A 24,054-nucleotide genomic window follows, 5' to 3' on the forward strand; every position below is an offset into this window, starting at 1 on the left:
TACGTATTACGTCCGCTGCGTCGTATCGCGCCCTACGCTAAACGTAAAAGCCAACGCGCCGACCAGCAACACGCCCTTGATGAAATCCTGCATGTAGTACGGCGCGTTCAGCATCGTCAGGCCGTTGAGCAGCACACCGACGAACACCGCGCCCACCACCGTCCCGAACACATTGGGCCGTTTCGCCCCCCACACCGCGTAACCGACAAGCGCTGCCGCCACGGCGTCGAGCAACATCGAATGACCGGCGCTGACGTCGCCGCGTCCCACGCGCGCAGCAATCAGCACACCGCCAAGCGACGCGATCACACCCGAGGCGACATACGCCGCGATCCGGTAACGCGCGGTCGGCGCACCTGCAAGCCGCGCCGCCGTTTCATTGCCACCGATCGCATAGATCACGCGGCCCCAGCGCGTCGTCTCCATCACGATGCATGCGATTACGGTCAACACGGCGAGCAGCACGACCGGCACCGGCACGACGTCGAACAGACGTAGCCGGCCGAGCGCGAGAAACGCGTCGGGGAATGTGCCGGTCGTTTCGGTGCCATCCGGCAACACGGTACCGGTTGCGAGCGAACGACCGCCTGTTGGAATCAGTTGCAGACCGGCGAGCAGAAACAGCGTACCGAGCGTAGCAAGCTGATCGGGTACACGCAGGCGCGTGATCAGCAACCCGTTGAAGAGACCCGCGGCCGCGCCGAGCACCACGCACGCGACAACTGCGGCCAGCGCGCTGCCATGCCAGACGATCAGCACATAGCTCGCCGCCATCTGCGCGGATGCCGCCACGCTCCCCACCGACAGATCGAAACCGCCTGCGGCAAGCGTAATCGTCACGCCGATGCCGAGCAGCGCAACAATCGACACGGCCTGCAGAATGCTGAACAGGTTGTCGACATTGAGGAACGCAGGCTCCTTCACGGTGAACACGATGACAAGCACCGCAAGCACGATCAGCATGCCGCTGCGTTCGAGGTATTCGCGCCATGCGAGCTTCGATCGCGCTGCGGGAACCTGCGCAGGAACAGCATCGACCGGAACGGAGTCGTGGTCCGAATGCGCTTCAGAAACGCGTGGTGAGCCGGTCTTCATGACAATGGGGAAAGTTCGGGTTCGAAAGAAGAGGTGTGGTCGATCGTGCCGCGATCGAAGCGCACGACGCGATCCGCGATCTCGAACGCTTCTTCGAGATCGCTGACGAAGACGAGGGTCGCGCGCTCGTGAGCCTGCGCGCGCAACGTATCGACGATATCGGCTCGCGCGCCCGCGTCGACGCCCTGGAACGGCTCATCGAGTAACAGCAGCCGCGCGGGTTGTGCGTGCCAGCGCGCGAGCACAACTTTTTGCTGATTGCCGCCGGAGAGCTTCGTCAGGCGATCGGTGGGACCAGTACAGCGAATGCCGAAGCGTTCGATCGCGTCAGAGGCGGCACGCGCTTCGACTGCGCGTTGTACGCGGCCGTGCGGAAACCAGCGCGGTAGAAACGGAAAGCTGATCGTGCCCGCTATCGACGCAAACGACACGCTGTCCGCGAACAGCGACGTGCGCCAGCGGTCTTCGCCGGCGAGAAACACGCCGGCACGAATTGCGTCGGCGGGCGAGCGCGGTTGCCACGGTGCGCCGTCGAGCGACATGCGACCCGCAACGAGCCGGCCCGCTCCGAAGATCGCACGTGCCAATCGCGATTTTCCGCCGCCAACAGGCCCCGCAATCGCAACGATTTCGCCGCGGCGCACATCGAGATCGAATGGAATCGAATGCTGCGTCAACTGCACACGCTCCGCGTGAAAACCCGTTAATCCCGCATGCGCCTTAGCGATTTTGGGCGACATCGGTGTTTCGATGGAATCAGGCCCACGCACAAGATGACTGCGCAACGGCCGACCGATCATCGTCTCGACCACCGCATCGAAATCGATCGGCGGCCGCAGATCGGCAACGATGCGCCCATCGCGAACGATCGCGACACGATCGGCGAGTCGGCGTAAATCGCCGAGCCGATGCGACACGAGCAGGATCGCGACACCTTCCGCGCGCAATGTGTCGAGCAGCGCAAACAGACGCTCGGCTTCCGGCGCAGAGAGGCTCGCAGTAGGTTCGTCGAGAATCAGCAATGCGGGCTGCGCGGCAAGCGCACGCGCGAGCGTCACGAGTTGCTGTGCAGCAAGCGGCAGCGTAGCAAGCGGTGCGGACAGATCGACGTCCAACCCAACGCGCGCCGCCAGCGGCGCGGCACTACGCCGACGCGCAGCGGGCGTTGCGCGCCACGGCCCAGCGCCATCGCACAACCGGTCGAGCAGCAGGTTGTCCGCGATCGACAGCGACGGCACGACCGCGTCGGCAATCGACTGATGCACGGTCGCGACGCCGAGCCGCTTCGCAGCCTGCGTCGATTCGGGCATAAACGGATGCCCCGCGAGCGACAACATGCCCGCGTCGGCACGATATACACCGCTTAATATCTTCACGAGCGTCGACTTGCCCGCGCCGTTCGCGCCCATTAACGCAACGATCTCGCCGGCACCGATCGACAGATCGACGTGTTCGAGCGCGACCGTCGCGCCGAAGCGCTTCGATACGGCGGAAACGGCAAGAAGGGATGGTTGCATCGAGCAGAAACGCGAGGCGGCCGCGTCCAGGAAATGGACAGACGAAAGGGAAAACCAAAGGGTAGACCAAAACGGACCGTCTATCCTATCCGTGCGCTTCGCCCGATTCAACCAACCGTTGCGAATATGGTTATGAGGCGCAAATCCCACTGAGGCTGTCCAGTTATCGATTGCCGATCCCCCATAGCCCGCTTTGAATCGCCCGGCGCGCTACCGCGAACGAGCCAGGCGATTCCCCCGCTCAGGTCTTTCCATCGCGGCAAGCCGGTCGTCGTGGGTTTTGCGCAGCACCTCGACAAACTCCTGCGTCAGGTGCGAGCGCGGCTGGTGCGGCGGATACAACAGATAAATCGGAAACATCACCGCCGGGGAAAACGGCCGGATCGCAATGCCAGGACCGATGAAATCCTGCGCGACGATCGGATGAGCGAGCGTCACGCCCAGGCCGCAACGCACCATCTCGCAACAGATCGCCGTGTATTGCGCCTCGATTGCCATCACCCGTTCGACGCCGGCGCGCTCGAACACTTCGTCCGTTTGCGCGCGCGTGCCGTCCCCATGACAGAGCGAGACGAACGGCTCCCCTTGAAGATCCCTGGGCCTGAGCGACGCCTTCTTCGTCAGCCGATGATCCGCCGGCAGCACACAGACCGCGGCCACTCTCGATAGCAGTTCGACTTCGCTACTGGACGCTTCGCTGCGGTAAATCGCAACACCGAGATCGCAGAACTGCGAACTGGTCCAGTGATTGACGGTGCCCGACGTATTCACATGCAAAGAGACGGTGACGTCGGGATACAAGGCCTGAAAGCGCTGGATCGCATGGGGCACGAGCGTCATACCCGCCGACGGCATCGCCGCAATGCGCAACCGCCCGGTGCCCAGGTTCTTGATTTGCGCCGCCGCGTTGGTCAATCCCTGCAGGCCCACATACGCGCGCTCCACTTCGCGGAAAAAGGCATTGCCTTCGCTGGTCGGAATCAGCCGGACGCCGCTGCGCTGAAACAGCAGCAGTCCGGTTTCGCGCTCGAGCTGCGTGATCAGACGGCTGATATTGGGCTGCGACGTGACCAGCTCTTTGGCCGCCGCGGTCATCGAGCCGGCCAGCATCACCGCGCGAAACGCTTCTATGTGCTTCAGATTCATGGCTCGAAACCCATATCACGGTTGTATAGGTAGTTATTTTATTCGTATTGGACGATATGCCTCGCGACGAACAAAATCAATTCGCGCTACCCCCACACCGACCCAACCATCCGACCCGCCTCGTCCGGAGAACCGCATATGGAACACGCACAGCCACCGCGCCGCTCGGCGTCCTCCCGTGGGTTCTTGCGGCCGCGCGCCGTCGCGCTGGGTCTCGCAGCGACGCTGGTTGGCCCGTTGCTTGCGCAGGCCGAAACGACGCTGTACGTAGCGAACGTCGGCGGTTCGAACGAGACCATGTACCGGCAAAAAATCATCCCGGCGTTCGAGAAAGCGCATGACGTCAAGATCGTTTACGTCGCGGGCAACTCGAGCGACACGCTGGCGAAATTGCAGGCACAGAAAGGCCATCAACAGATCAACGTCGCGGTGATGGACGATGGCCCAATGTATCAGGCGATGCAGATGGGCCTGTGCGCGAAGGTCGATGAAGCACCGGTGATGAAAGACCTGTATCCGCTCGCGCGTCTCGGCCCGACTGCGGTCGGTGTCGGCATGGTGGCGACGGGCATCGGCTACAACGCCGAGGCGTTCAGGAAGATGGGGCTGCCCGCGCCGGACTCGTGGAACGTACTGACCGACAAACGCCTGAAGGGCAAGCTCGGTGTACCGCCGATCACCAACACGTATGGATTGCATACGCTCGTCATGCTCGCGCGGATGAACGGTGGCGGCGAAAAGAATATCGAGCCCGGTTTCACGGCGATCGCCAAGCAGATTGCTCCGAACGTTTTGTCCTGGGCACCGACACCAGGCGAGATGGACGGCCTGATGCAAAGCGGCGACGTGATCCTCGCGCCCTATGGAAGCGGCCGCGCGGTTGCACTGCAGAACACGGGTTTCCCGCTCAAGTTCGTCTATCCGAAGGAAGGCGCGGTTGCGCTGCAGGTCGCGGCGTGCGTGGTCGCGGAGAACGCCCAGCCCGCGTTGTCGCAGCAGTTCGTCCAGTATCTCTTGAGTCCGGACGTACAGGTCACTCAGGCGCAGGCGATCGGTCTCGGCCCGGTCAACAGCACGGTCAAGCTCACGCCTGAAGTGGCGGCACGCGTGCCTTATGGCGCCAGCGAGATTGCAAAACTGGTTGCACTGGACTGGGCCACGATCAACCCGCATCGCGCCGAATGGACCGAGCGCTGGAATCGCAGCGTCGAACGTTGATCGATCGCGGGTAGAACGCACGTCGCACCTTTTTCACAGGCCCCTATGAGCTTTCTGACACTCACCGGTATCTCGAAGCGTTACGGCGACTTCACCGCGATCGAGCAGATCGACCTCGAGGTGGAGCGCGGCGAGTTTCTGTCGCTGCTCGGTCCGTCCGGGTGCGGCAAGACCACCACGCTGCAGATGATCGCGGGGTTCGTCACGCCGGGCAGCGGCACGATCCGGCTCGACGGACGCGACATTACGCACGAACGGCCAGAAAAGCGCGGCATGGGTGTGGTGTTCCAGAGCTACGCGCTGTTTCCGCACATGACAGTGGACGGCAATGTCGGCTTCGGTCTCGAGATGCGCAACATGAAGCGTGCCGCGCGTACCGAGCGCGTCGCCGAGGCACTCGAACTGGTGCGTCTGGGCGGTCTCGGCAACCGCTATCCGAAAGAGCTGTCGGGCGGCCAGCGACAACGCGTCGCGATCGCGCGTGCCCTCGCCATCCGTCCGCAACTGCTGCTGCTCGACGAACCGATGTCCAATCTCGACGCCAAGCTACGTGAGGACATGCATATCGAGTTGCGGGCGATCCAGAAGCGTCTCGGCATTACGACCATCCTCGTCACGCACGATCAGGTCGAAGCGATGACCATGAGCGACCGCATCGCGGTGATGGAGCGCGGCAGGATCGCGCAGTTGAGCACGCCGTTTGAAGCGTATGAGCGGCCCGCGACGCCGTTCGCGTCGACCTTTCTCGGCAAGACCAATCTGCTGCAGGGCGAAGTGTTGCGCAGCAACGGGCGTTGCGCGGAAGTACAGGTCGCCGGTATCACGCTCAAGGTGCCGCACGAAGGTCGCCACGTGCACGACAGGGTGAACGTGTATCTGCGTCCGGAGAAGGTTCGTCTCGCGAGCACCGATACCGTCGATGCGCGTACGACCGGGCGCATCGCCACGCGCGTGTTTACCGGCAACCAGTGGTTACTGCTGGTCGACACCGGCCTCGGGCAGATCAGCGTTTCGCAGCCGAACACCGGGTTGCCACCGCCACCGGAAGATGCGCAGGTCGGCATCGCGTGGTCGGATGACGACCTGCGCGTGCTGCAGAAGGAGGGCTCCGATGGCCACGCTTGACGATGCCCGCGCAGGCGCTGCGCCGTGGCTTTTGTCGGCCCCTGCGTTGCTGCTGTTCAGCGGCCTGCTGCTGATTCCGCTGCTGTTGACGCTCGCGTTGTCCTTTCATGTCTTCAGCGACACGCAGGGCACACTGCCCGCATACACGCTGCGAAATTATCTGGAAGTCGTCACCGATCCGTACTACGGCGCGATCTTCGGCCGCACCGCGGTGCTCGCGCTCGCAGTGACGCTACTGTGCGTCGTACTCGGCGTGCCCGAGACCATCGTGCTCGCGCGTATGCGCCGACCGTGGCAATCGTTTTGTCTGCTGGTCGTGCTCGGTCCGCTGCTGATCTCGGTGGTCGTGCGCACACTCGGCTGGCAGATCCTGCTGGGCAACAACGGCATCCTGAACAACGCGCTGCTCGCGCTTCACATCACGTCCGAACCGATCCGTCTGGTCTTCACGATGACCGGTGTGGTGATCGCGCTGACGCACGTCCTGGTGCCGTTCATGGTGATGTCGGTATGGGCGACGTTGCAAAAGCTCGACTCGCAAGTGGAATGGGCCGGTCGCTCGCTCGGCGGCTCGCCCTGGCGCGTATTCCGCCGGGTCGTGCTGCCGCAGATCCTGCCAGGCGTGCTGTCCGGTTCGATCATCGTCTTCGCGCTGTCGGCGTCGGCATTTGCAACGCCCGCGCTGATCGGTGGGCGGCGTCTGAAAGTCGTTGCCACGGCCGCCTACGACGAATTTCTCGGCACCTTGAACTGGCCGCTCGGCGCGACCATCGCAGTGCTCCTGCTGATCGCAAATGTGGCGATCGTAATGGGTTGCAGCCGGCTCGCCGAGCGGCGCCTCAAGCACATCTTCGATTGATCCGGGACCCTCATGAAACAGAACGGATTCCTCGCCCTGCTGTTCAATGCGATGTTCCTGACGTTCATCGCGGCGCCGCTCGTCGTCGTGGTCGCCGTGTCGTTCACCGACAAAGGCTTCATCTCGCTGCCGTTCGATGGCGCCTCGCTACGCTGGTTCAGGGCGATTCTCGACAACGACCAGATCGTCGATGCATTCTGGCTCTCGGTTCGGCTCGCGCTGGTCGCGGCGACACTCGGTGTCGCGCTCGCGGTGCCGGCGGCACTGGCAATCGCGCGTTACCGGTTCCCGGGGCGCGGCGCGCTGACCAGTTTTTTCCTCTCGCCGATGATGATCCCCGCCGTCGTGCTCGGCATCGCGTTCCTGCGGTTTCTCAGCATGCTCGGACTTGGCGGTTCGTTCTGGGCGCTCTGCGCGACGCACGTGATCATCGTGTTGCCGTATGCGCTGCGGCTCGCGTTGTCGTCGGCGGTCGGGCTTGACCGGGATGCGGAGCGCGCGGCGCTGTCGTGCGGCGCAAGCCGCTTCACCGCGTTTCGCCGCGTCGTGCTGCCGATGATCCGCACCGGCGTCGCGGGCGGCTGGGTGCTGTCCTTCATCCAGAGCTTCGACGAACTGACGATGACCATTTTCGTTGCGACACCCGGTACGACCACGCTACCGGTTGCGATGTACAACCAGATCGCGCAAACGATCGATCCGCTGGTCGCTTCCGTGTCGACCGTGATGATCGTCGGCACAGTCATCCTGATGCTGGTGCTCGACCGGATGGTGGGTCTGGACCGCGTCCTGATCGGAGAAACACGATGATGGGCAATACAGCCGGCCGCCCTGACGTGCTGGTGGTGGGGGGCGGCCTGGTAGGCGCCGCAGTCGCCTACGGACTCGCGCGCGAAGGCCGCAAGGTCACGGTGCTGGACCAGGGTGACAACGGTCTGCGCGCGTCGCGCGGCAATTTCGGGCTGGTCTGGGTGCAAGGAAAAGGTTACGGCGTGTCGCCGTACGCGCGCTGGACACGCAGTTCGGCACAGCAATGGCCAGGGCTCGCCGCAGCGCTGCTCGAGGAAACCGGCATCGATGTATCGCTGAAGCAACCCGGCGGTTTTCATCTGTGCTTTTCCGACGACGACCTTGTCGAACGCGAGGCGCGCCTTGCGGCGCTGAGCGCTGAACTCGGCGGCGATTATCCCTACCAGATGCTCGATGCACGCGAATTGCGCGAACGCATTCCTGCAGTCGGCCCTGCGGCGATCGGCGCAAGCTACACGCCGATGGACGGTCACGTGAATCCGCTCAAGCTGCTGCGGGCGCTGCACGAAGCGATGCAGCGACGTGGTGTGACGCTTGTCGGTGGCGAGGAAATCGGGCGCATCGATGCGCAACCGCGCGGCTTCGCGGTGCACGGCAAGAGGAACGTGTGGCACGCACCGCGCGTCGTGCTGGCGGCTGGGCTGGGTAACCGCGCGCTCGCCGCCGACGTCGGACTGCATGCGCCCGTTGCGCCGAATCGCGGACAGGTATTGGTCAGCGAACGCATCGCACCGTTTCTCGATTACCCGACGCTCAACGTGCGTCAAACCGACGAAGGCTCCGTGCAGTTCGGCGATTCGATGGAAGAAGTCGGCTACAACGACTTCACCACCACCGACGTTCTATCGACCATTGCGCGGCGCGGCATACGCAGCTTTCCGCTGCTGAAAGATGTGCGGCTCGTGCGGATGTGGGCCGCATTGCGCGTCTATAGCCCGGATGGTCTGCCGATCTACGAGCAGTCGTCAAGGTATCCAGGCGCCTTTGTCGTGACCTGTCATAGCGGCGTGACGCTGGCCGCTGCCCACGCGATGCGGATCGCGCCGTGGGTGGCCGGCGGCACGATTCCCGACGAACTCTCCGCGTTCCGCGGTGGCCGTTTTCTCAGTGCGGAGCGAACTGCCAGCCATGCTCATTAGCCGCTTCGTCGCCTCATCTTATGAAACGGTGCACGCCACTCTCCAACCCCGACATTGCGTTTCGCCATGACTTCCAGACCGCTATTCAGAGTGCTTGAGCCGACCGCGCCCGCTGTCGCCGATGCGACCATCCACATCTGGTTCAATGACCAGCCGCTGGGTGTGCCGGGCGGTCGTTCGGTTGCGGCCGCGTTGCTCGCGGCCGGCATCCAGCGTTTTCGCGCGACGCCGGTATCGGGTGCGCCGCGTGCACCGTATTGCATGATGGGGGCATGTTTTGAATGCCTCGTTGAAATCGACGGCATACCGAGCCGCCAGAGTTGCCTCGTCATGGTGAAGGACGGCATGCGCATCCGTTCGCAGGAAGGTGCGCGCGATCTGCCGCCGCCTGCGGATTTTCGTCTGCCACAATCCGCAGAGGGAAACGCTCATGGCCACTGAAGCCGTCAATGTTGCCGTGATCGGTGCCGGACCTGCCGGACTTGCCGCTGCCACTCAGGCCGCGCAGGCAGGGTTGTCGGTGATCCTGCTCGACGAACAGGATGCTGTGGGCGGACAGATCTATCGCGCGATCGAACGCAGTGACGCGCAACGCCGCGAGATTCTCGGTGCGGACTATAGCGCCGGTGCAGCACTCGCCGACGCGTTCGCGCGCTGCGGCGCGCGTCACCTGCCGAACGCGTCGGTCTGGCAAGTTACGCGCGAGCGTACGGTGCACTATCTGCGCGACGGCAAAGTGGGCAGCGTCGAAGCGAAGCGCGTGGTCCTCGCAACCGGTGCGTTCGAACGGCCCTTTCCGATTCCCGGCTGGACCTTGCCCGGCGTGATGAGCGCCGGTGCCGCACAGATCCTGCTGAAAAGCGCCGGCGAAGTGCCCGCCGAACCGCCGGTTCTCGTGGGTTGTGGACCGCTGCTGTATCTGCTGGGCTGGCAGTACGTCCGGGCCGGCGTACCGATTCGCGCGCTTGTCGATACCACGCGTCACGCGGATCGCTGGCGGGCGAAGCGGCACATGCTGTCCGCGTTGCGTGCCTGGCCTTTCTTGAGCAAGGGCCTGCAGTTGATACGCACGTTGCGCGATGCCGGCGTGCCGATGTACGAAGCCGCCGACGATCTGCGCGTCGAAGGCACATCCGGCGACGACGGAACCGAACGTGCTCGCGCGCTGCGCTTTTCGGTGCGCGGCGTGCCGCAGCGAATCGAGGCGAATCTGATTCTGCTGCATCAGGGCGTCGTACCGAACACGCAGTTCACGCTGTCGCTGCGCGCGGCACACCGTTGGGACGCCGCGCAATTGTGCTTTCGGCCCGAGACCGATGCGTGGGGTGAACTCGATATCCCTGGCATCTTCGTCGCTGGCGATGGCGGTGGAATCGGCGGAGCACAGGCGGCGAAGATCCAGGGCGAGGTGATCGCGCTCGCCATCGCCGCGCAACTTGGCGCGATCGACACCGCGACACGCGATCGCGACGCTGCCCCACGTCTGCGCGAGCTAGCTGCGGTTATGCGCATCCGGCCATTCCTCGATAGCCTCTATCGCCCTCGCGATGAAAATCGCGTGCCGGCCGACGACGTCGTCGTGTGCCGCTGCGAAGAAGTCACAGCGGGCCAGTTGCGGCAGTTCGTGGCGCTCGGTTGCGCCGGACCGAATCAGGCGAAATCGTTTGGCCGCTGCGGGATGGGGCCGTGTCAGGGGCGCCTGTGCGGGTTGACCGTGACCGAAGTCATCGCCGCAGCCCGCGGCGCGCCGCCCGACGAAGTGGGCTACTACCGCATCCGTCCGCCGATCAAGCCACTGACGCTCGGAGAACTCGCCGGTGACTGAGCACGCAACCCGCGAGTCGGACGTCCTGGTGATCGGCAGCGGGCTGCACGGATCGAGCAGCGCGTTCCACCTCGCGCGTCGCGGCGTGACGGTGACCGTGCTCGAAGCCGACTATGTCGGTCGTCATGCATCGGGTGTCAACGCCGGTGGCGTGCGCACGCTCGGGCGTCCACTACCGGAGATTCCACTTGCGTTGATGTCGCGCGAGATCTGGCACGACCTCGTCGCCACGATCGGCGACGATGCGGGTTTCGTCGCGTCGGGACAGTTGAAGATTGCCGAGACCGACGCCGAACTCGATGAATGCCGCGAACGCGTTGCGCTTCTCGAAGCGCAGGGTTTCACGCATGAAAAGATCATCGATCGCGAAACCGTGCGCGAACTCGAGCCGGCGCTTGCGCCGCATGTGACTGGTGGAATCTGGGTCGAGCGCGACGGCTATGCGCTGCCGTTTCGAGCGACGACCGCGTTCCGGCTGGCCGCGCAAAAGCACGGTGCGCAATTTCACGAAGACACGCCGGCAACGCGGATCGAGCAGCGCGGGAGCCACTGGGTCGTCGATACACCGCGCGGTGTTTTTTCGGCTAGGCATCTCGTCGTTGCAGCCGGTGCGTGGGCGGGCGAGCTGGCGCAGCAAGTCGGCGAGCCGGTACCGGTTCATCCAGAAGGACTGATGCTGATGGTCACGCATCGCGTCGCGCCGTTCTGTCGTGCGACGCTCGGCGCAACGGGGCGACCGCTGTCGTTCAAGCAATTCGATAACGGGACCGTGGTGATCGGCGGCAAGCTGATCGGGATTGCCGATCTGCAGGCGCGTCATGGCGAGGTGGATTTTGCAAGGCTGGTGAAGAGCGCCAATACGGTGGTTGAGCTGTTTCCGCATCTGCGTCATCTCGGGATTAATCGCGCATGGGCTGGTGTGGAAGCATTCACCGACGATGCGTTGCCTGTCATCTCGTCGAGTCGGCGTGCGTCGAATTTGACCTATACGTTCGGTTACTGCGGGAGCGGGTTCCAGCTTGGGCCGGGCTGCGGCAAGCTGGTGTCAGAACTGGTGATGGACGGTGTAGCATCGTTGCCGCTCGATGCCTTCGCCATTGACCGCTTCGGCAAGACGACGGAGGCATCGCATTGAATCTTCGTAACGTCGCGTACACGCGCGCTATTTTTTAATCTAAAGGAAATCGTATGAGCGAAATTGTCAGGATCGAAACAAATCAACGGATGAGCCGCGTGGTGAAAGCGGCGGGGCTGGTGTTTATCGGTGGGCAGACCTCGAATGACCGCACGCTCGATGTAAAAGGGCAAACCCAGCAGGTGCTGGCGAAGATCGATGGATTTCTTGCGCAGGCAGGCATCGACAAGACGCGGCTGGTGTCCTCCCAGATCTGGCTGGCGAATATCGAGCGGGACTTTGCGGGAATGAACGAGGTGTGGGACGCGTGGGTCGCGCCGGGCTGCGCACCGACGCGAGCGACCGTCGAATCGAAGCTGGCCGCGCCGGACTTGCTGGTGGAAATTACGGTGACGGCGTTGGCATAACAACCGGCGGTCAGTACCCCCTGCTGCGATCCACCACATGCCGCAACGCGCCGCCGCTCAACAGCTGCTGCACGTTATATGCGACCTGCTCGCCGATGCATTCGAAGCTCGCCACCGACGCCATATGCGGCGTCACGATCAGATTCGATGCGCGCCAGTAGGCGTCGTCGGGCGGCAGCGGTTCAGTGTCGAATACATCGACGATCGCGCCGCCGAGTTGCCCGTCCTCGAGCGCCGCGAGCAGGTCCGCACGCACCACGTGTTCGCCGCGGCCCGCGTGAATCAGTCGTGCGCCGCGCGGTAGTGCATCGAAGGTCGCGCGGCCCAGGATGCCGCGCGTTTGTTCTGTAAGCGGCAGCAGACACACTGCGAGGTCCAGGTCCGAGCAAAACCCGGTGAATTGATCCGCGCCGAAGGTCGTGATGCCAGGCAAGCTTTTGCGTTCGCGCGACCAGCCTCGAACATCGAAACCGAAGCGATGCAACTCGGTAGCCACGCGCGCGCCGAGCGTACCGAGCCCCATCACGCCGATCCGGCGTCGCGCCGCGTCGATCTGTCTCGGACGTCGCCAGAGCGCCTTCGACTGGTTCGCCAGCACTGCATCGAAGTGCCGGTGAAAATGCAGCACGCCCCACATCACGAATTCGGTCATGCCCTGCGCGTGAGCAGGGTCGACGACACGGCACAGCGGCACATCGGGCAAGGTCGGATCGCTGAGGATGTTGTCGACTCCTGCTGCGATGCTGTGCACGAGCCGCAGCTGCGGCAGCGTTGCGAGCGCGCCGGCCGGTGGATTCCAGCACACCGCGATTTCCGCGGTGTCTGCGCCGGGATCGCCGGGCAGGCACACGCGTAAATTCGGCGCGAACGGCTGCAGCCGTTCGGTCAGTGGGCCGGCAAGCGGCGACATGTCGAGGTTGTCGGCGAGTAACAGGAGATGCGTCATTGGTGGTGCGGGGTCGTCGTCAAGTCAAGAACAGAGATCGAAGAGGCACGGCTCAACTGCGATAGTCAGGACCGGAATCGTCGATCAACCGCAACGCCGCTTCCCACGCGAGATCGATGATGCCGCCCGCCTTGTCGCTATGGAACTGGGCAGCGGTCAGCTTGCACACCGCCTCCGATACCGGATTCAATTCCGCGCCGCCCGCCAGTGCCTGCACCTGTATCTGGCAGGCGCGCTCGAGAAAATAGATCTCGTGAAACGCCGTACCCGCCGATACACCACCGGCCAGCAACCCGTGATTGCGCAGGATCATCGCGTTGTGCGTGCCGAGGTCCGCGATCAAGCGCTCGCGTTCGCCGAGATCGAGCGCGATGCCTTCGTAGTTGTGGTAAGCGAGGTGCCCATAGAACTTCAGCGCGTGCTGGCTGATCGGCAGCAAGCCCTGTTTCTGCGCGGACACCGCAGAACCGGCCGACGTATGCGTGTGCACGACGAAGTGCAGGTCCTCGCGCGCCATATGCACGGCGGAATGAATCGTGAAGCCCGCGGCATTGACGCGATAGCGCGCGGCGTTCTGCTCATCGTCCGCATCGGGTTCGACGACACGCCCGTTGCTGTCGATCTTCACCAGATCCGACGCACGCATTTCATGGAACAGCACGCCGTAGCGGTTGATCAGAAAGTGGTGCTCGGGCCCAGGCACGCGAGCCGTGATGTGCGTGTCGATCAGGTCGGTCATCCGGAAATGCGCGACGAGCCGGTATAACGCGGCCAGATCGCAGCGAACAGCCCATTCTTCGCTGCTGTAGCGATGTGCGGTCGAAGCCGCGAGCGTGGCGCTCATGAACGATGTCTCCATTGATGATGTTTCAAAGTGGCACGTGACAGACACACATCCACAATATGACGCGCTTCATCCCTGAGCTTGAGGCTGGGCTTGCGCCTGGGGAGCAACGTCGCCGTGCAAAGCGACTCTCTGCTGATAACGTGCCAACCCGATGATGCCACCAAGCGAGACCAGCGACAGCAGCGAAAAAAATAGTGCGAGCGGCACCCATTGCCCCTGGAAGCGTTGCGCGAGCATCGTGCCGATCAGCGGTGTCGTGCCGGCCGCCACCGTCGCACATAACTGGTATGCGATTGAAATGCCGGAGTAGCGCAAGCGCGTCGGAAACGCCGCTGTCATAAAACCGGCAATCACCGCATACACCGCTGACAGCGTGACGACCGCCAGCGAAATACCCGCGATGATCGCAACCGGTTGCTGCGTGTTCACGAGCAGAAACATCGGATACGGCGTGAAAATCGACACGCTCGCGGCCAGCGTCAGAAAACGCGCATCGCCGATACGACTCGCCAGCCACGCGGACACCGGCTGCGACAACAGCTGAATGATCGTCACGACGAACAGGCAATCGAGGATCGTCGTCTTCGGTATCGACAGCCACGTCGTCACGTACGAGATCATGAACGTATTGGTGAAGAAGAAGCCGGCCGCGCCGATTGTCGTTGCCGCGGCGGCCAGCAGGATCGGCCGCAGATGCGTTCGCAGCACTTCGCTGACCGGCGCCACTGCGAGCTTGCCCGCGGCCCGCGCGCGTTCGAACTCGGGCGATTCCTCGACGCCGAATCGGATCGCGAGGCCGATCAGCAACAGCACGAAGCTCGCGAGAAACGGCAGGCGCCAGCCCCATGACACGAAGCTCGCATGATCGAGCGACGTGACGAGCCGGAAGGCGATCAGCGTTAGCAGCAAACCGGCGGGGCTGCCCATCTGCGGGAACGATGCGAAGAAAGTCTTGCGCCCCTGCGGCGCATGCTCGCTCGACATCAGCACCGCCCCGCCCCATTCGCCGCCCGCTGCAATGCCCTGCACGATGCGCAGCGTAACGAGCATGACGGGCGCCCAGACACCGATCGATGCGTAGGTCGGCAGCAAGCCGATGCCGGTTGTTGCGCCGCCCATCAGGAACATTGTCAGCAGCAACATTTTCTTGCGACCGAGCCGGTCGCCGAGGTGGCCGAACACCATCCCCGATAACGGCCGCGCGACAAATCCCGCGAAGAACGTCGCAAACGAAGCCAGTGTGCTCGCAAAACGGTTGGTGCCTGGAAAGAAGATTTCGCCGAGCACGAGGGCGGCGGCAGTTGCGTAGGCGTAGAAGTCGTAGAACTCGACGGTGGTGCCGATGAATGCGGCAGCGGCCGCGCGGACCGGCTGGCGGGTGTGGACCGGATGACTCATGGCACCTCTCAGTGGGCGGATGAACTGCGGGGAACGGTGCAGTTATCAGTGGCCAATATCAGTCCGTAAAATGGCGTTTTTTTATGCGCGGTATTACTGGGGCTAATGGCGTGCCAGGTCTTGCCAGCCGGGCTTAGGCGGGGAATTCGAACCGCGCCCGGCGAAACGGAGTGATGCAGTGCGCCGCGCTGTTGCGTCGATCGAGCCGACAGATCGAACAGGCACAACGCCCGCGCCGCTCAGCACCGAAAGTGTTCGATGTCCTGCCCCGCATTGATCGCCCGTCGCAACCAGTCGGGCCGCTCGCCCTGACCATCCCAGCGGTTGCCAAACGCATCGCGATATTTCGGCCTGGCTGCTTCGGCGATAAGCGCCGCTTCCAGGACTTCCATCGTGATGTCGAACTCTTCCATGCGATTCCGGATCCACTGGATCAGCCGCTCGCGCGCCTGCCCGTCGAAATCCAGTACCTGTTGTTCCGCTTGTTGTTTCATGACGTACCGGTTTTTCGCAATAGTCAGCCGAAATCGGCCGATTACGCGTTCGAATAAACAAAGGCAAAGACAAAGGCCTCGCGATTGCCGGCGAAACCTTTACCTGAAATGTGGCTGGCAGGACGAATGAATCCCTTGCGCGCTTCCCCGAACAGGAAACCGCGTGCGACCGACTGATGGGTTACGAAACACACGTCCGCTGTACGGTACGTGCTTTCGCCAGTGAAACCCTTATGCAAGGGATGCATCTCCGATATAGCGCGGATTTTATCATCCATTCTTTTCGGTTTCTCAGCCGAGAACGCCCGCTTTTCAAAAATAAGCGCGCGTCCGGTATCTGGACACACATCGGCGAGGCGCTAGACCTGCGGTAGATCGTCGATGGATTTTTCAATGTGGCCGTCGGGGATGTCGGTGTCGATGCCGTCGTTGCCGTCCATATGCGCAACGGTCTTGATCTTCGGCCCGAGAAAATTCATGCCGCCGAGCTTGAACAGCGACCACACGAGATTGCCCGCGCGGATGGCCTTGACGACTTCGGCAACCTCGACGATGTCGTGCTGCGACAGCCATTCGTTGGTCTTGGGATTGACGAGCGCCCAGCGCACATGCGTGATGCGGCCGGTTACAGGGTTGATGCGAACGCCATCGATAGCATACGTCGCCATATCAGCCTCCCTCATCGTGCACATCCTGGTCACGGAATCGTAACACTCCTGCGAAGGCGCCCGGCTACAGAAATATTTTCTGAAAACTCCTTGATTATCTACTGACCAGTAGATAGACTGCTATTCATGGAAACGCCAACCGTCCGCGAACAGCTTCTGCAACACGCCCAGACCTTACTGATGACCCGAGGCTACAACGGGTTCAGCTACCGGGATCTCGCCGATCTCGTGGGTGTGAAGACATCGAGCATTCACTACTACTTCCCTACCAAGGAAGACCTCGCGCTTGAAGCTGTAGATGCATACAGCAGCGAGGTGTTGAGCACGATCCGCGCAATCGATGCGTCACTCGCACCGGAAAAAAAGCTCGAACGCTATGCGAAGCAGTTTGGTCTCGTGCTCGGCAACGGCGATCAGATCTGTCTGTGCGGCATGCTGGCAGCGGACATCGAATCGCTGCCCGAAAACGTGCGGCAGGCCGTGCAGGCGTTTTTCAAGGCCAACGAAAGCTGGCTCGCCAAAGTACTGGCGGAAGGCGAAGCGCGCGGCACACTGCGCGTGAACGGAAAAGTGGAAAGCGCGGCGCGCGCACTGTATGCGTCGTTTCAAGGCAGCGTCCTTGCCAGCCGGTTGTTTCACTCGAAGGCGCGGCTCGAAGACGTCGTCAATTCAGTCCGGATTGGATAACCCGAACGCGATCGATTCACTGGTCGCGCCCGGTAAGCAGCAAGCAGGTCGTTTTTTTATAGCCGGTTGTCTATCTACTAATAGATAACTATCAATCGCAATCTCTTGAACTGGAGTTACATCATGTCGATCGAAAAAGTCTTGTACCGTGCTCATGCTCGCGCTAACGGTGGCCGCGACGGCCGTGCAGTCTCGTCGGATAACGTGCTCGACGTCGCCCTCACGACGCCGCGCGAACTCGGCGGTGCCGGTGGCGTTGGCACAAACCCCGAGCAACTGTTCGCCGCGGGTTATTCCGCGTGTTTCCTCGGCGCGATGAAGTTCGTCGCGGCTCGCGACAAGATCGCGCTGCCAGCCACCACCACCGTGGACGGCAGTGTCGGCATCGGCCAGATCCCGACCGGTTTCGGCATCGAAGTCGAACTGCGCATCACGTTGCCGGGTATCGAACGCGCTCAGGCCGAACGCATCGTTGAAGCAGCGCATATCGTGTGCCCTTACTCGAATGCGACGCGCGGCAACATCGACGTCAAGCTGGTTCTGCAGTAACACCACCGCAACATCACAGCCGCCGTTTGTGGCGTTTTATTTTCTCCGCTTATCTACCTATACATAGATAGTCATGCGTGTAACGGGCGCAACCAGCATGTGCTGCCGACTGCACACCGACCTCATTTGAAGGAGCAGGATCATGAAGTTTGCGAAGAAGTTGATCGTCGCTGCGGCGACTGGAACCACGCTCGCATCGGGCGCCCATGCGGCGCCGGTACTCGAGCCCGTCACCCAGGCCTTCATCGATAGCCTCGCGGCACACGGCGGCCCGCCGATCTACACGCTCTCGCCCGCCGACGCACGTAACGTGCTGGCCAGCGCGCAGGCGCAGCCGGTGGCGAAATTGCCGGCGCAGATCGAAGACCGCGTGCTGCCCGTTGGTCCGACGGGCAAGGTTGCCGTGCGTATCGTGAAGCCTGAAGGCGCGACCGGCACGCTGCCCGTGGTGATGTATTTTCACGGCGGCGGCTGGGTGCTCGGCGACAAAAACACGCATGACCGGCTGATCCGCGAAATTGCAAACGGTGCGCACGCGGCGGTGATCTTCGTCGACTATGACCGTTCGCCGGAAGCGAAGTACCCCGTGCCGATCGAACAGGCCTACGCTGCCACGACCTACGTTGCCGCACATCCGAAGGAGTTTGGTATCGACGCGAACCGCATTGCAGTGGCGGGCGACAGCGTCGGCGGCAATATGACGGCAGCCGTGACGCTGCTCGCCAAAGAGCGCAGCGGGCCGACGTTGCGCTACCAGGTGCTGTTCTATCCGGTCACCGATGCGAACTTCGACGACGGCTCGTACAACGAATTCGCGAACGGCCCGTGGCTGACCAGACCGGCGATGAAGTGGTTCTGGGACGCGTATGCGCCGAACGTGACAGACCGAGCGAAGATCACCGCTTCGCCGCTGCGCGCGACACTCGATGAGCTGAAGGGCTTGCCGCCCGCGCTCGTGATCACCGACGAGAACGATGTGCTGCGCGACGAGGGCGAAGCGTATGCGCGCAAGTTGTCGCAGGCCGGTGTGCGGGTGACGGCGGTGCGCTATGAAGGCACGATCCACGACTTCGTGATGCTCAACGCGCTGACCGATACTCCAGCGACACGTGCGGCTATCGCTCAGGCCAACAGTGCGTTGCGTGAAGCGTTGGCGAAGTAAACACGCCGCACCTGAATGACGAACGACCCGCCTAAGCGGGTCGTTCGTCGTTTCATCGCATCTTGAAGGCAGTGCAGCTCACACACTCCCATCCATTCGCACCGCAGCCCCCTGCAGCGGCGTATCGGCAATAACGACGCTTTCCTTCGGCAGCGCCCATTGCAGCCAGCGCGTACGATGCAGCACGACGAGCGCGAACGCCAGCGCCGACAGCACACCGAACGTGGCGAAGCCCATCTGATAGCTGCCCGTGCTTTCCTTAGCGATACCCATGATCACCGGCAGATAGAACCCACCGATCCCGCCCGCGGCACCGACGATGCCCGACATCAAGCCGGTCTTGCCCTTCCAGCGTTGCGGTACGAGCTGGAACGTCGCGCCGTTGCCGAGCCCGAAGCACACGTAGGTGACGACCAGCAGCGCGATGCCGGCCGGCAGCGGCGGCATCCACGCGGCAAACGCGAAGTCGCAGATCGAGATGGCCGCGAGCAGCAGCACCAGTGCGCGCACGCCGGAAATCCGGTCGGCGACGAAACCGCCGATCGGCCGCACCAGCGCACCAATAAACGCGAGCAGCGACATGAAGAGCCCTGCTTCGATACGCGGCATCTGATACAGCGAGATCAGCAGCGTCGTGACATACGAAGACATGCCGACAAAACCGCCGAACGTGATGCTGTACACCAGCATCACAACCCACGTGTCGCCTTCGACCAGCACGGCGCGATAGTGCTTCGGCAGCACCGCGATGGCGAGCAGCGCACCGAGTACCGGCAGCAGCAACACCCCCGTCTTGCCTGCACCGAATAGCCCGGCGTGTACGGCCAGCACGAGCGCCAGCAGCCCCACGAGCGTGATGCAGAAACTGCCCAGCGCTTTCGGTGCGCTGCCGGTCTTCGGGTTCAGATCCTTCGCCCAGAAGAACAGTGCAACCGCTGCGAGCGCCAGCAACGGCAACGCGGCACCCGTCGCACGCGCCCAGCCGAAACTATCCGCAAGCGACGGAAACAGGAACCCGTCGAGCACCGCACCGATGTTGCCCGCTGCCGCAAGGCCCAGCACGAGCCCCTGTACTTTCGGCGGATAGTTGCTGCCTGCCATCGGCAGGGCGACCGCGAAGCTCGCGCCGCCGATACCGAGAAACACGCCGAGCACCAGCAGCAAGGTGTACGACGGCGTGCCCGGCATCAACAGCAACACCACCGATGGAATAGCCGACAGCGCCACCCCGAGCAGCGCAACGCGCCGGCCGTCGTAAGCCTGATAAAGATTGCCGAGCGTCACGCGCAGAATCGCGGCGCCCAGTACCGGCACCGCGACCAGGAAGCCCAGTTCGGCGGGCGACATCGTGATGTCTTTGTGGATGAACGGCGCGAGCGGGCCGAACATCACCCACACCGTAAAGCCCGTGTCGAAATACAGAAAGCACGCGAGCAACGCGCGCCAGTTACCGCTCTTCAGCGAATTCAGCAGGTTTCTCATGGGTCTCTCTCACAGGGCGATAGCGATGACTCTTGCAACGGACCCGGTCATGCGACCGGCGAAAAAAAAGGCGCCCCGAACCGCGCGGGCAGACCGATTGCTCGATCCGCTTCTGCGATCCGGGACGCCGTTGTCCCTAAAGCCGCTACATCGAGCGGCCAGTCGATATCCGATACGTCGAGGTCTCCGTTGACCTCGGGACGGACAAATGCAATAGCTGTGCCACGCCTTGAACGGGCCGCTTCGTGCGCGCCGGACGAAGCGGCCGGGCCGCGCCCCGGAAGAACGTATAGCGTTGTGTGGTGGGACGATCGGGCCGATGCAGGTAGTCGCTCGTGGGCCACATGCGATATGCGCTGCGCTTCGGCATGCGACATCGCAGGCATTTCTTCGAAGCGCCTGAATGTCTCCTTACGAATAGATTTGGTGCAGTCCGCTAGTGCATCGCACCATCGCCGTGCGCAAGGTGCGGGCTGCGGGGTGCGGCCGCGCATAACCCTACTGCGAGGTCCTCACAGACTGTCGGGCAAACCGATGGATGTATCATTGACCGACCGCAAGCCGCGCTTTAAATCATGCCGTCACGACACACTTCCCGAGTCAAGAATGCCCCACCCGCCGCGTGGCCGGAACGCCTGCGGGCCGCAGGGCTACGTTCCACCGCGCTGACGCTCGCCGTCCTGCAACGGCTCGAAACCGCCAGCCAGCCGTACTCCCACGAAGACCTCGCTCAGGAACTCGCCGAAGATAACCCCAGCGGCAAGGTGGACCGCGTCACGCTATACCGCATCCTCGATCGGCTCACCCTGGTCGAGCTGATTGCGAAGATTCAGGGCTCGGATCGCGTCGCGCGCTACACGCTCACGCATGCATCGGCGGCCGGCTACTTCGAGTGCGATCAATGCCACTCGGTCACGGCGCTCCCAAGCGACCCCGCTCTTACCGACGTGCTCGCCCGGATGGGGCGGCGCGTCAACCGCAGCGGCGCGCATAGCACGAAGGCGTCGCTGACACTGCACGGCACCTGCAAGAACTGCGTTCATCCGCACCGCTAGCGGGGCTCGCGCATCGGCGGGATTACGCTTCGTCCGCGTCCTCGGGTGCCTCGCGCCAGACCGGGAATGGATCAGTGAATTTCAGCCATTCGGACGGCCCCGCGTACATTTCGGCGTCGCTCAGCAGGCACGCATCGAGTCGCTCGCGCAACGCCGCCTCATCCATGTCGATGCCGATCAGCACCAGTTCCTGGCGCGCATCGCCGACATGCGGGTCCCACCTCGCATCGATCGCACGCAACGCTTCCGGGTCTTCCGGCCAGTAGGCCTTCGGCACTGCGGCCCACCACATGCCTGCGGAACCGTGCCGGCACACGCCACCAGCCTGCGACCACGTGCCCGCATAGGTCGGCCGGCTGGCGAGCCAGAAAAAGCCTTTCGAGCGCACGACGCCCGGCCATTCGCGCTCCACCAGTTCCCAGAAACGCAACGGATGAAACGGCCGCCGCGCGCGGTAGACGAAGTTCGCGATGCCGTATTCCTCGGTCTCCGGCGTGTGTTCTCCGCGCAGTTCCCTGAGCCAGCCCGGTGCCTGCGACGCTTCCTCGAAATCGAACAGCTTCGTGTCGAGCACCTTGTCCAGCGACAGCTTGCCGAACTCGGCAATTTCGATGCACGCCCGCGGATTGAGCCGGTGCAGGATGGCGATCAGCCGCTCGCGATCCGCATCGTCGATCAGGTCGACCTTGTTCAGCACGAGCACATCGCAGAACTCGATCTGCTCGATCAGCAGATCGACGACCGTCCGCCTGTCTTCCTCGCCAAGCGATTCGCCACGCGCCTGCAGGCTGTCGTGCGAGCTGTAGTCGCGCAGGAAATTGAACGCGTCGACCACGGTCACCATCGTGTCGAGCCGGGCGACGTCGGACAGGCTTTGCCCCTGCTCGTCCGCGAACGTAAACGTTTCCGCCACCGGCAGCGGCTCCGAAATCCCCGTCGATTCGATGACCAGTTGATCGAAGCGCCCGTCTTTCGCCAGACGATTCACCTCCAGCAGCAGATCCTCGCGCAACGTGCAGCAGATACAGCCGTTGCTCATCTCGACCAGTTTCTCGTCGGTGCGCGACAGTTCGGCGCCGCCGTCGCGCACGAGCGCGGCATCGATATTCACCTCGCTCATGTCGTTCACGATGACGGCCACCCGCCGCCCCTCGCGATTGTTCAGGATGTGGTTCAGCAAGGTCGTCTTGCCGGCACCGAGGAAACCGGACAGCACCGTGACGGGCAGTCGTGCATTCATAAAGCGCTCCGTGGTTCACTTAATCGCAACTGGATTGCATTATAAACATAACGCAACAAAGTAGCGTTTACGGAAGGCGCGCTTTGGCACAATGCCGACCCTGGCGCCGGCGCGGACGTGTGTTCCCCGGCATCCGATATCATGGGCGCTCCGTTTCGCACCCGCTTGCCATGCTTGCCCCTTTACTCCATTCGTTCTACGAAGCCGCCCGCCAAGGTAGTGTGACTGTGGCGGCGAAGGTACTCGGGCTCAGCCAGCCGACGGTGACCGCTCATATCCGGCAACTGGAAACGATGTACAAGGTGGAGCTGTTTCATCGCCGGGGCGGGCGCATCGAGTTGACCGAAGCGGGCGCGGGATTGATGCCGCAGGTGCAGCGCCTGCTACAGAACGAGCGCGATATCGACTTTGCCCTGCGCAACGCCAGCCGGCTCGCGGGCACGCTGTGGGTCGGTGCGACGGGGCCGTACTACATCCTCCCTGGCATCGCCGCATTCCGGCAGCGCTATCCGGCGACCGAAATCCGTGTCGTGATCGGCAATTCGCGCGAGATGCTCGATGCGTTGATCGACAGCCGCATCGATATCGCCGTGTCGTCGCAGCGCGACGACGATCCCCGCCTCGTCCGTCAGACTCTCGCGTGCGACTCGCTCGTGCTGGTCGTGCATCGCGACCATCCGCTCACGCGTGCAGGCAAGGCGAGCCTCGCCGACCTGAAAACGCAGACGTTGCTGCTGCGCGAGTCCGGTTCGATGACGCGCCAGATCACCGAATCCGCACTACGCGCCGCCGACGTGCGTCCCGCGACGACGATCGAGATCGGCAGCCGCGAAGCGATCCACGAGGCGATCCGCCACGACATGGGCTGCAGCCTGATGCCGGCCGGCGAAGTACCGGCCAGCCCCGACCTGCGGGTCTTGCCGCTGGAAGGCGAAATGCCCTCTTCGCTCGAATACGTCTACTACCTGGGCGCGCGTTCAGGAGCCCTGCTGATCGATACGTTTATCGGACTACTGGCTGACTCGCGCGCGAGTCGCACATAAAAAGTCTGATAGGCGCATCCGTCTATTTGCGCCAAACGACATTCCCCAGTCACCGCCCTTACCTAATCTTGCCGCTGCACGCAGCCTGTGCGGCGTTCCGTTCAATGTAGCGGCAAGGGGAGAAGACGATGGCGAAGTTCATCGGTCGATGGGCGCTGGGCGCTGGGCGCCACAATCGGCGTCGTTCTAATCGGTGCACTGGGTGCA

The 24,054-nt window shown here is 63.0% G+C and carries 25 protein-coding genes; 14 read left to right on the forward strand and 11 right to left on the reverse strand.

From position 1 onward, the window contains the following. Nucleotides 1-6 precede the first annotated feature (6 nt). From FNZ07_RS02710 to FNZ07_RS02720, 3 genes are all read right to left on the reverse strand, one after another. A complete protein-coding gene (locus FNZ07_RS02710; RefSeq protein ID WP_245811387.1) occupies nt 7-963 on the reverse strand; it encodes an ABC transporter permease in 957 nt (318 codons plus the stop codon). A 128-nt stretch (nt 964-1,091) separates the two neighbouring features. Further along, entirely contained in the window at nt 1,092-2,612 is a 1,521-nt protein-coding gene (locus tag FNZ07_RS02715) for a sugar ABC transporter ATP-binding protein (protein ID WP_091008115.1), read from the reverse strand. A 210-nt stretch (nt 2,613-2,822) separates the two neighbouring features. Then, nucleotides 2,823-3,758, reverse strand: coding sequence for a LysR substrate-binding domain-containing protein (locus FNZ07_RS02720; protein WP_091008118.1), 936 nt, complete (start codon nt 3,756-3,758; stop codon nt 2,823-2,825). Between the two features lie 138 nt (nt 3,759-3,896). Here FNZ07_RS02720 and FNZ07_RS02725 point away from each other — a divergent pair, with 138 nt between their 5' ends. From FNZ07_RS02725 to FNZ07_RS02765, 9 genes are all read left to right on the forward strand, one after another. Next, nucleotides 3,897-4,976, forward strand: coding sequence for an ABC transporter substrate-binding protein (locus FNZ07_RS02725; protein WP_091008121.1), 1,080 nt, complete (start codon nt 3,897-3,899; stop codon nt 4,974-4,976). 45 nt (nt 4,977-5,021) lie between these two features. Then, nucleotides 5,022-6,101, forward strand: a complete 1,080-nt coding sequence (locus FNZ07_RS02730; RefSeq protein ID WP_091008124.1) for an ABC transporter ATP-binding protein — start codon at nt 5,022-5,024, stop codon at nt 6,099-6,101. Next, complete coding sequence (locus FNZ07_RS02735) at nt 6,088-6,960, forward strand: ABC transporter permease (RefSeq protein WP_091008127.1); 873 nt, start codon at nt 6,088-6,090, stop codon at nt 6,958-6,960. Before FNZ07_RS02730 ends, FNZ07_RS02735 begins: the two co-directional genes overlap by 14 nt. 12 nt (nt 6,961-6,972) lie before the next feature. Continuing rightward, nucleotides 6,973-7,770, forward strand: a complete 798-nt coding sequence (locus FNZ07_RS02740) for an ABC transporter permease (RefSeq protein WP_091008130.1) — start codon at nt 6,973-6,975, stop codon at nt 7,768-7,770. After that, a complete protein-coding gene (locus tag FNZ07_RS02745) occupies nt 7,767-8,909 on the forward strand; it encodes an NAD(P)/FAD-dependent oxidoreductase (protein WP_091008133.1) in 1,143 nt (380 codons plus the stop codon). The genes FNZ07_RS02740 and FNZ07_RS02745 overlap by 4 nt, the downstream gene beginning before the upstream one ends. A 66-nt stretch (nt 8,910-8,975) precedes the next feature. Next, nucleotides 8,976-9,350, forward strand: coding sequence for a (2Fe-2S)-binding protein (locus FNZ07_RS02750; RefSeq protein WP_091008135.1), 375 nt, complete (start codon nt 8,976-8,978; stop codon nt 9,348-9,350). Next, nucleotides 9,340-10,734, forward strand: a complete 1,395-nt coding sequence (locus FNZ07_RS02755) for an FAD/NAD(P)-dependent oxidoreductase (protein WP_091008137.1) — start codon at nt 9,340-9,342, stop codon at nt 10,732-10,734. Before FNZ07_RS02750 ends, FNZ07_RS02755 begins: the two co-directional genes overlap by 11 nt. Next, nucleotides 10,727-11,869: an NAD(P)/FAD-dependent oxidoreductase gene (locus tag FNZ07_RS02760; protein WP_091008140.1), complete on the forward strand. Its 1,143-nt coding sequence runs from the start codon at nt 10,727-10,729 to the stop codon at nt 11,867-11,869. The genes FNZ07_RS02755 and FNZ07_RS02760 overlap by 8 nt, the downstream gene beginning before the upstream one ends. Before the next feature lie 53 nt (nt 11,870-11,922). Further along, a complete protein-coding gene (locus FNZ07_RS02765; RefSeq protein WP_091008143.1) occupies nt 11,923-12,276 on the forward strand; it encodes a RidA family protein in 354 nt (117 codons plus the stop codon). A 10-nt stretch (nt 12,277-12,286) separates the two neighbouring features. On the opposite strand, the gene FNZ07_RS02770 is transcribed toward FNZ07_RS02765, so the two are convergent. The 6 genes from FNZ07_RS02770 to FNZ07_RS02795 all read right to left on the reverse strand — a co-directional run bounded on the left by FNZ07_RS02770 (nt 12,287) and on the right by FNZ07_RS02795 (nt 16,629). Further along, nucleotides 12,287-13,222 (reverse strand): 2-hydroxyacid dehydrogenase, encoded by a 936-nt coding sequence (locus FNZ07_RS02770; RefSeq protein WP_091008147.1) that lies wholly within the window; start codon nt 13,220-13,222, stop codon nt 12,287-12,289. A gap of 52 nt (nt 13,223-13,274) precedes the next feature. Then, complete coding sequence (locus tag FNZ07_RS02775) at nt 13,275-14,066, reverse strand: class II aldolase/adducin family protein (protein WP_091008149.1); 792 nt, start codon at nt 14,064-14,066, stop codon at nt 13,275-13,277. Nucleotides 14,067-14,135: 69 nt separating this feature from the next. Continuing rightward, entirely contained in the window at nt 14,136-15,467 is a 1,332-nt protein-coding gene (locus FNZ07_RS02780) for an MFS transporter (RefSeq protein ID WP_091008153.1), read from the reverse strand. 239 nt (nt 15,468-15,706) lie between these two features. Next, entirely contained in the window at nt 15,707-15,961 is a 255-nt protein-coding gene (locus FNZ07_RS02785) for an H-NS family nucleoid-associated regulatory protein (protein ID WP_091008156.1), read from the reverse strand. Between the two features lie 41 nt (nt 15,962-16,002). Then, nucleotides 16,003-16,239: a hypothetical protein gene (locus tag FNZ07_RS02790; RefSeq protein ID WP_143098018.1), complete on the reverse strand. Its 237-nt coding sequence runs from the start codon at nt 16,237-16,239 to the stop codon at nt 16,003-16,005. An 81-nt stretch (nt 16,240-16,320) separates the two neighbouring features. Next, the gene (locus FNZ07_RS02795; protein WP_091008163.1) at nt 16,321-16,629 is read right to left on the reverse strand and encodes a hypothetical protein; all 309 of its coding nucleotides are present in this window, start codon (nt 16,627-16,629) and stop codon (nt 16,321-16,323) included. Nucleotides 16,630-16,755: 126 nt separating this feature from the next. Between FNZ07_RS02795 and FNZ07_RS02800 the strand changes: the two genes are divergently transcribed. From FNZ07_RS02800 to FNZ07_RS02810, 3 genes are all read left to right on the forward strand, one after another. Further along, nucleotides 16,756-17,316: a TetR/AcrR family transcriptional regulator gene (locus FNZ07_RS02800; RefSeq protein ID WP_091008165.1), complete on the forward strand. Its 561-nt coding sequence runs from the start codon at nt 16,756-16,758 to the stop codon at nt 17,314-17,316. 123 nt (nt 17,317-17,439) lie between these two features. Then, nucleotides 17,440-17,865, forward strand: coding sequence for an organic hydroperoxide resistance protein (locus FNZ07_RS02805; protein WP_091008167.1), 426 nt, complete (start codon nt 17,440-17,442; stop codon nt 17,863-17,865). A 142-nt stretch (nt 17,866-18,007) separates the two neighbouring features. Then, complete coding sequence (locus tag FNZ07_RS02810) at nt 18,008-19,027, forward strand: alpha/beta hydrolase (protein WP_091008170.1); 1,020 nt, start codon at nt 18,008-18,010, stop codon at nt 19,025-19,027. Nucleotides 19,028-19,105: 78 nt separating this feature from the next. Here the strand turns inward: FNZ07_RS02810 and FNZ07_RS02815 are convergent, their stop codons facing one another. Beyond that, on the reverse strand, nt 19,106-20,509 hold the full coding sequence (locus tag FNZ07_RS02815; protein ID WP_091008173.1) for an MFS transporter: 1,404 nt from the start codon (nt 20,507-20,509) through the stop codon (nt 19,106-19,108). Nucleotides 20,510-21,084: 575 nt separating this feature from the next. On the opposite strand from FNZ07_RS02815, the gene FNZ07_RS02820 reads away from it, so the two are divergent. Further along, nucleotides 21,085-21,564 (forward strand): Fur family transcriptional regulator, encoded by a 480-nt coding sequence (locus FNZ07_RS02820; RefSeq protein ID WP_091008176.1) that lies wholly within the window; start codon nt 21,085-21,087, stop codon nt 21,562-21,564. Nucleotides 21,565-21,586: 22 nt separating this feature from the next. On the opposite strand, the gene zigA is transcribed toward FNZ07_RS02820, so the two are convergent. Beyond that, entirely contained in the window at nt 21,587-22,804 is a 1,218-nt protein-coding gene (gene zigA, locus FNZ07_RS02825) for a zinc metallochaperone GTPase ZigA (RefSeq protein WP_091008179.1), read from the reverse strand. 170 nt (nt 22,805-22,974) lie between these two features. Between zigA and FNZ07_RS02830 the strand changes: the two genes are divergently transcribed. Beyond that, nucleotides 22,975-23,847, forward strand: coding sequence for a LysR substrate-binding domain-containing protein (locus FNZ07_RS02830; protein ID WP_091008182.1), 873 nt, complete (start codon nt 22,975-22,977; stop codon nt 23,845-23,847). Nucleotides 23,848-24,054: the final 207 nt, after the last annotated feature.

Source organism: Paraburkholderia megapolitana, from assembly GCF_007556815.1.
Classification (GTDB): Bacteria; Pseudomonadota; Gammaproteobacteria; order Burkholderiales; family Burkholderiaceae; genus Paraburkholderia; species Paraburkholderia megapolitana.

What these genes read in the sequence shown, in the direction of transcription:
- FNZ07_RS02710 (WP_245811387.1), bottom strand. Translation starts at nt 963, where the DNA reads ATGCTGATCGTGCTTGCGGTGCTTGTCATCGTGTTCACCGTGAAGGAG.
- FNZ07_RS02790 (WP_143098018.1), bottom strand. Translation starts at nt 16,239, where the DNA reads ATGGATGATAAAATCCGCGCTATATCGGAGATGCATCCCTTGCATAAG.
- FNZ07_RS02750 (WP_091008135.1), top strand. Translation starts at nt 8,976, where the DNA reads ATGACTTCCAGACCGCTATTCAGAGTGCTTGAGCCGACCGCGCCCGCT.
- FNZ07_RS02730 (WP_091008124.1), top strand. Translation starts at nt 5,022, where the DNA reads ATGAGCTTTCTGACACTCACCGGTATCTCGAAGCGTTACGGCGACTTC.
- FNZ07_RS02755 (WP_091008137.1), top strand. Translation starts at nt 9,340, where the DNA reads ATGGCCACTGAAGCCGTCAATGTTGCCGTGATCGGTGCCGGACCTGCC.
- FNZ07_RS02770 (WP_091008147.1), bottom strand. Translation starts at nt 13,222, where the DNA reads ATGACGCATCTCCTGTTACTCGCCGACAACCTCGACATGTCGCCGCTT.
- FNZ07_RS02720 (WP_091008118.1), bottom strand. Translation starts at nt 3,758, where the DNA reads ATGAATCTGAAGCACATAGAAGCGTTTCGCGCGGTGATGCTGGCCGGC.
- FNZ07_RS02780 (WP_091008153.1), bottom strand. Translation starts at nt 15,467, where the DNA reads ATGAGTCATCCGGTCCACACCCGCCAGCCGGTCCGCGCGGCCGCTGCC.
- FNZ07_RS02805 (WP_091008167.1), top strand. Translation starts at nt 17,440, where the DNA reads ATGTCGATCGAAAAAGTCTTGTACCGTGCTCATGCTCGCGCTAACGGT.
- FNZ07_RS02820 (WP_091008176.1), top strand. Translation starts at nt 21,085, where the DNA reads ATGCCGTCACGACACACTTCCCGAGTCAAGAATGCCCCACCCGCCGCG.
- FNZ07_RS02795 (WP_091008163.1), bottom strand. Translation starts at nt 16,629, where the DNA reads ATGGCGACGTATGCTATCGATGGCGTTCGCATCAACCCTGTAACCGGC.
- FNZ07_RS02765 (WP_091008143.1), top strand. Translation starts at nt 11,923, where the DNA reads ATGAGCGAAATTGTCAGGATCGAAACAAATCAACGGATGAGCCGCGTG.
- FNZ07_RS02740 (WP_091008130.1), top strand. Translation starts at nt 6,973, where the DNA reads ATGAAACAGAACGGATTCCTCGCCCTGCTGTTCAATGCGATGTTCCTG.
- FNZ07_RS02745 (WP_091008133.1), top strand. Translation starts at nt 7,767, where the DNA reads ATGATGGGCAATACAGCCGGCCGCCCTGACGTGCTGGTGGTGGGGGGC.
- FNZ07_RS02775 (WP_091008149.1), bottom strand. Translation starts at nt 14,066, where the DNA reads ATGAGCGCCACGCTCGCGGCTTCGACCGCACATCGCTACAGCAGCGAA.
- FNZ07_RS02785 (WP_091008156.1), bottom strand. Translation starts at nt 15,961, where the DNA reads ATGAAACAACAAGCGGAACAACAGGTACTGGATTTCGACGGGCAGGCG.
- FNZ07_RS02800 (WP_091008165.1), top strand. Translation starts at nt 16,756, where the DNA reads ATGGAAACGCCAACCGTCCGCGAACAGCTTCTGCAACACGCCCAGACC.
- FNZ07_RS02815 (WP_091008173.1), bottom strand. Translation starts at nt 20,509, where the DNA reads ATGAGAAACCTGCTGAATTCGCTGAAGAGCGGTAACTGGCGCGCGTTG.
- zigA (WP_091008179.1), bottom strand. Translation starts at nt 22,804, where the DNA reads ATGAATGCACGACTGCCCGTCACGGTGCTGTCCGGTTTCCTCGGTGCC.
- FNZ07_RS02810 (WP_091008170.1), top strand. Translation starts at nt 18,008, where the DNA reads ATGAAGTTTGCGAAGAAGTTGATCGTCGCTGCGGCGACTGGAACCACG.
- FNZ07_RS02725 (WP_091008121.1), top strand. Translation starts at nt 3,897, where the DNA reads ATGGAACACGCACAGCCACCGCGCCGCTCGGCGTCCTCCCGTGGGTTC.
- FNZ07_RS02830 (WP_091008182.1), top strand. Translation starts at nt 22,975, where the DNA reads ATGCTTGCCCCTTTACTCCATTCGTTCTACGAAGCCGCCCGCCAAGGT.
- FNZ07_RS02735 (WP_091008127.1), top strand. Translation starts at nt 6,088, where the DNA reads ATGGCCACGCTTGACGATGCCCGCGCAGGCGCTGCGCCGTGGCTTTTG.
- FNZ07_RS02715 (WP_091008115.1), bottom strand. Translation starts at nt 2,612, where the DNA reads ATGCAACCATCCCTTCTTGCCGTTTCCGCCGTATCGAAGCGCTTCGGC.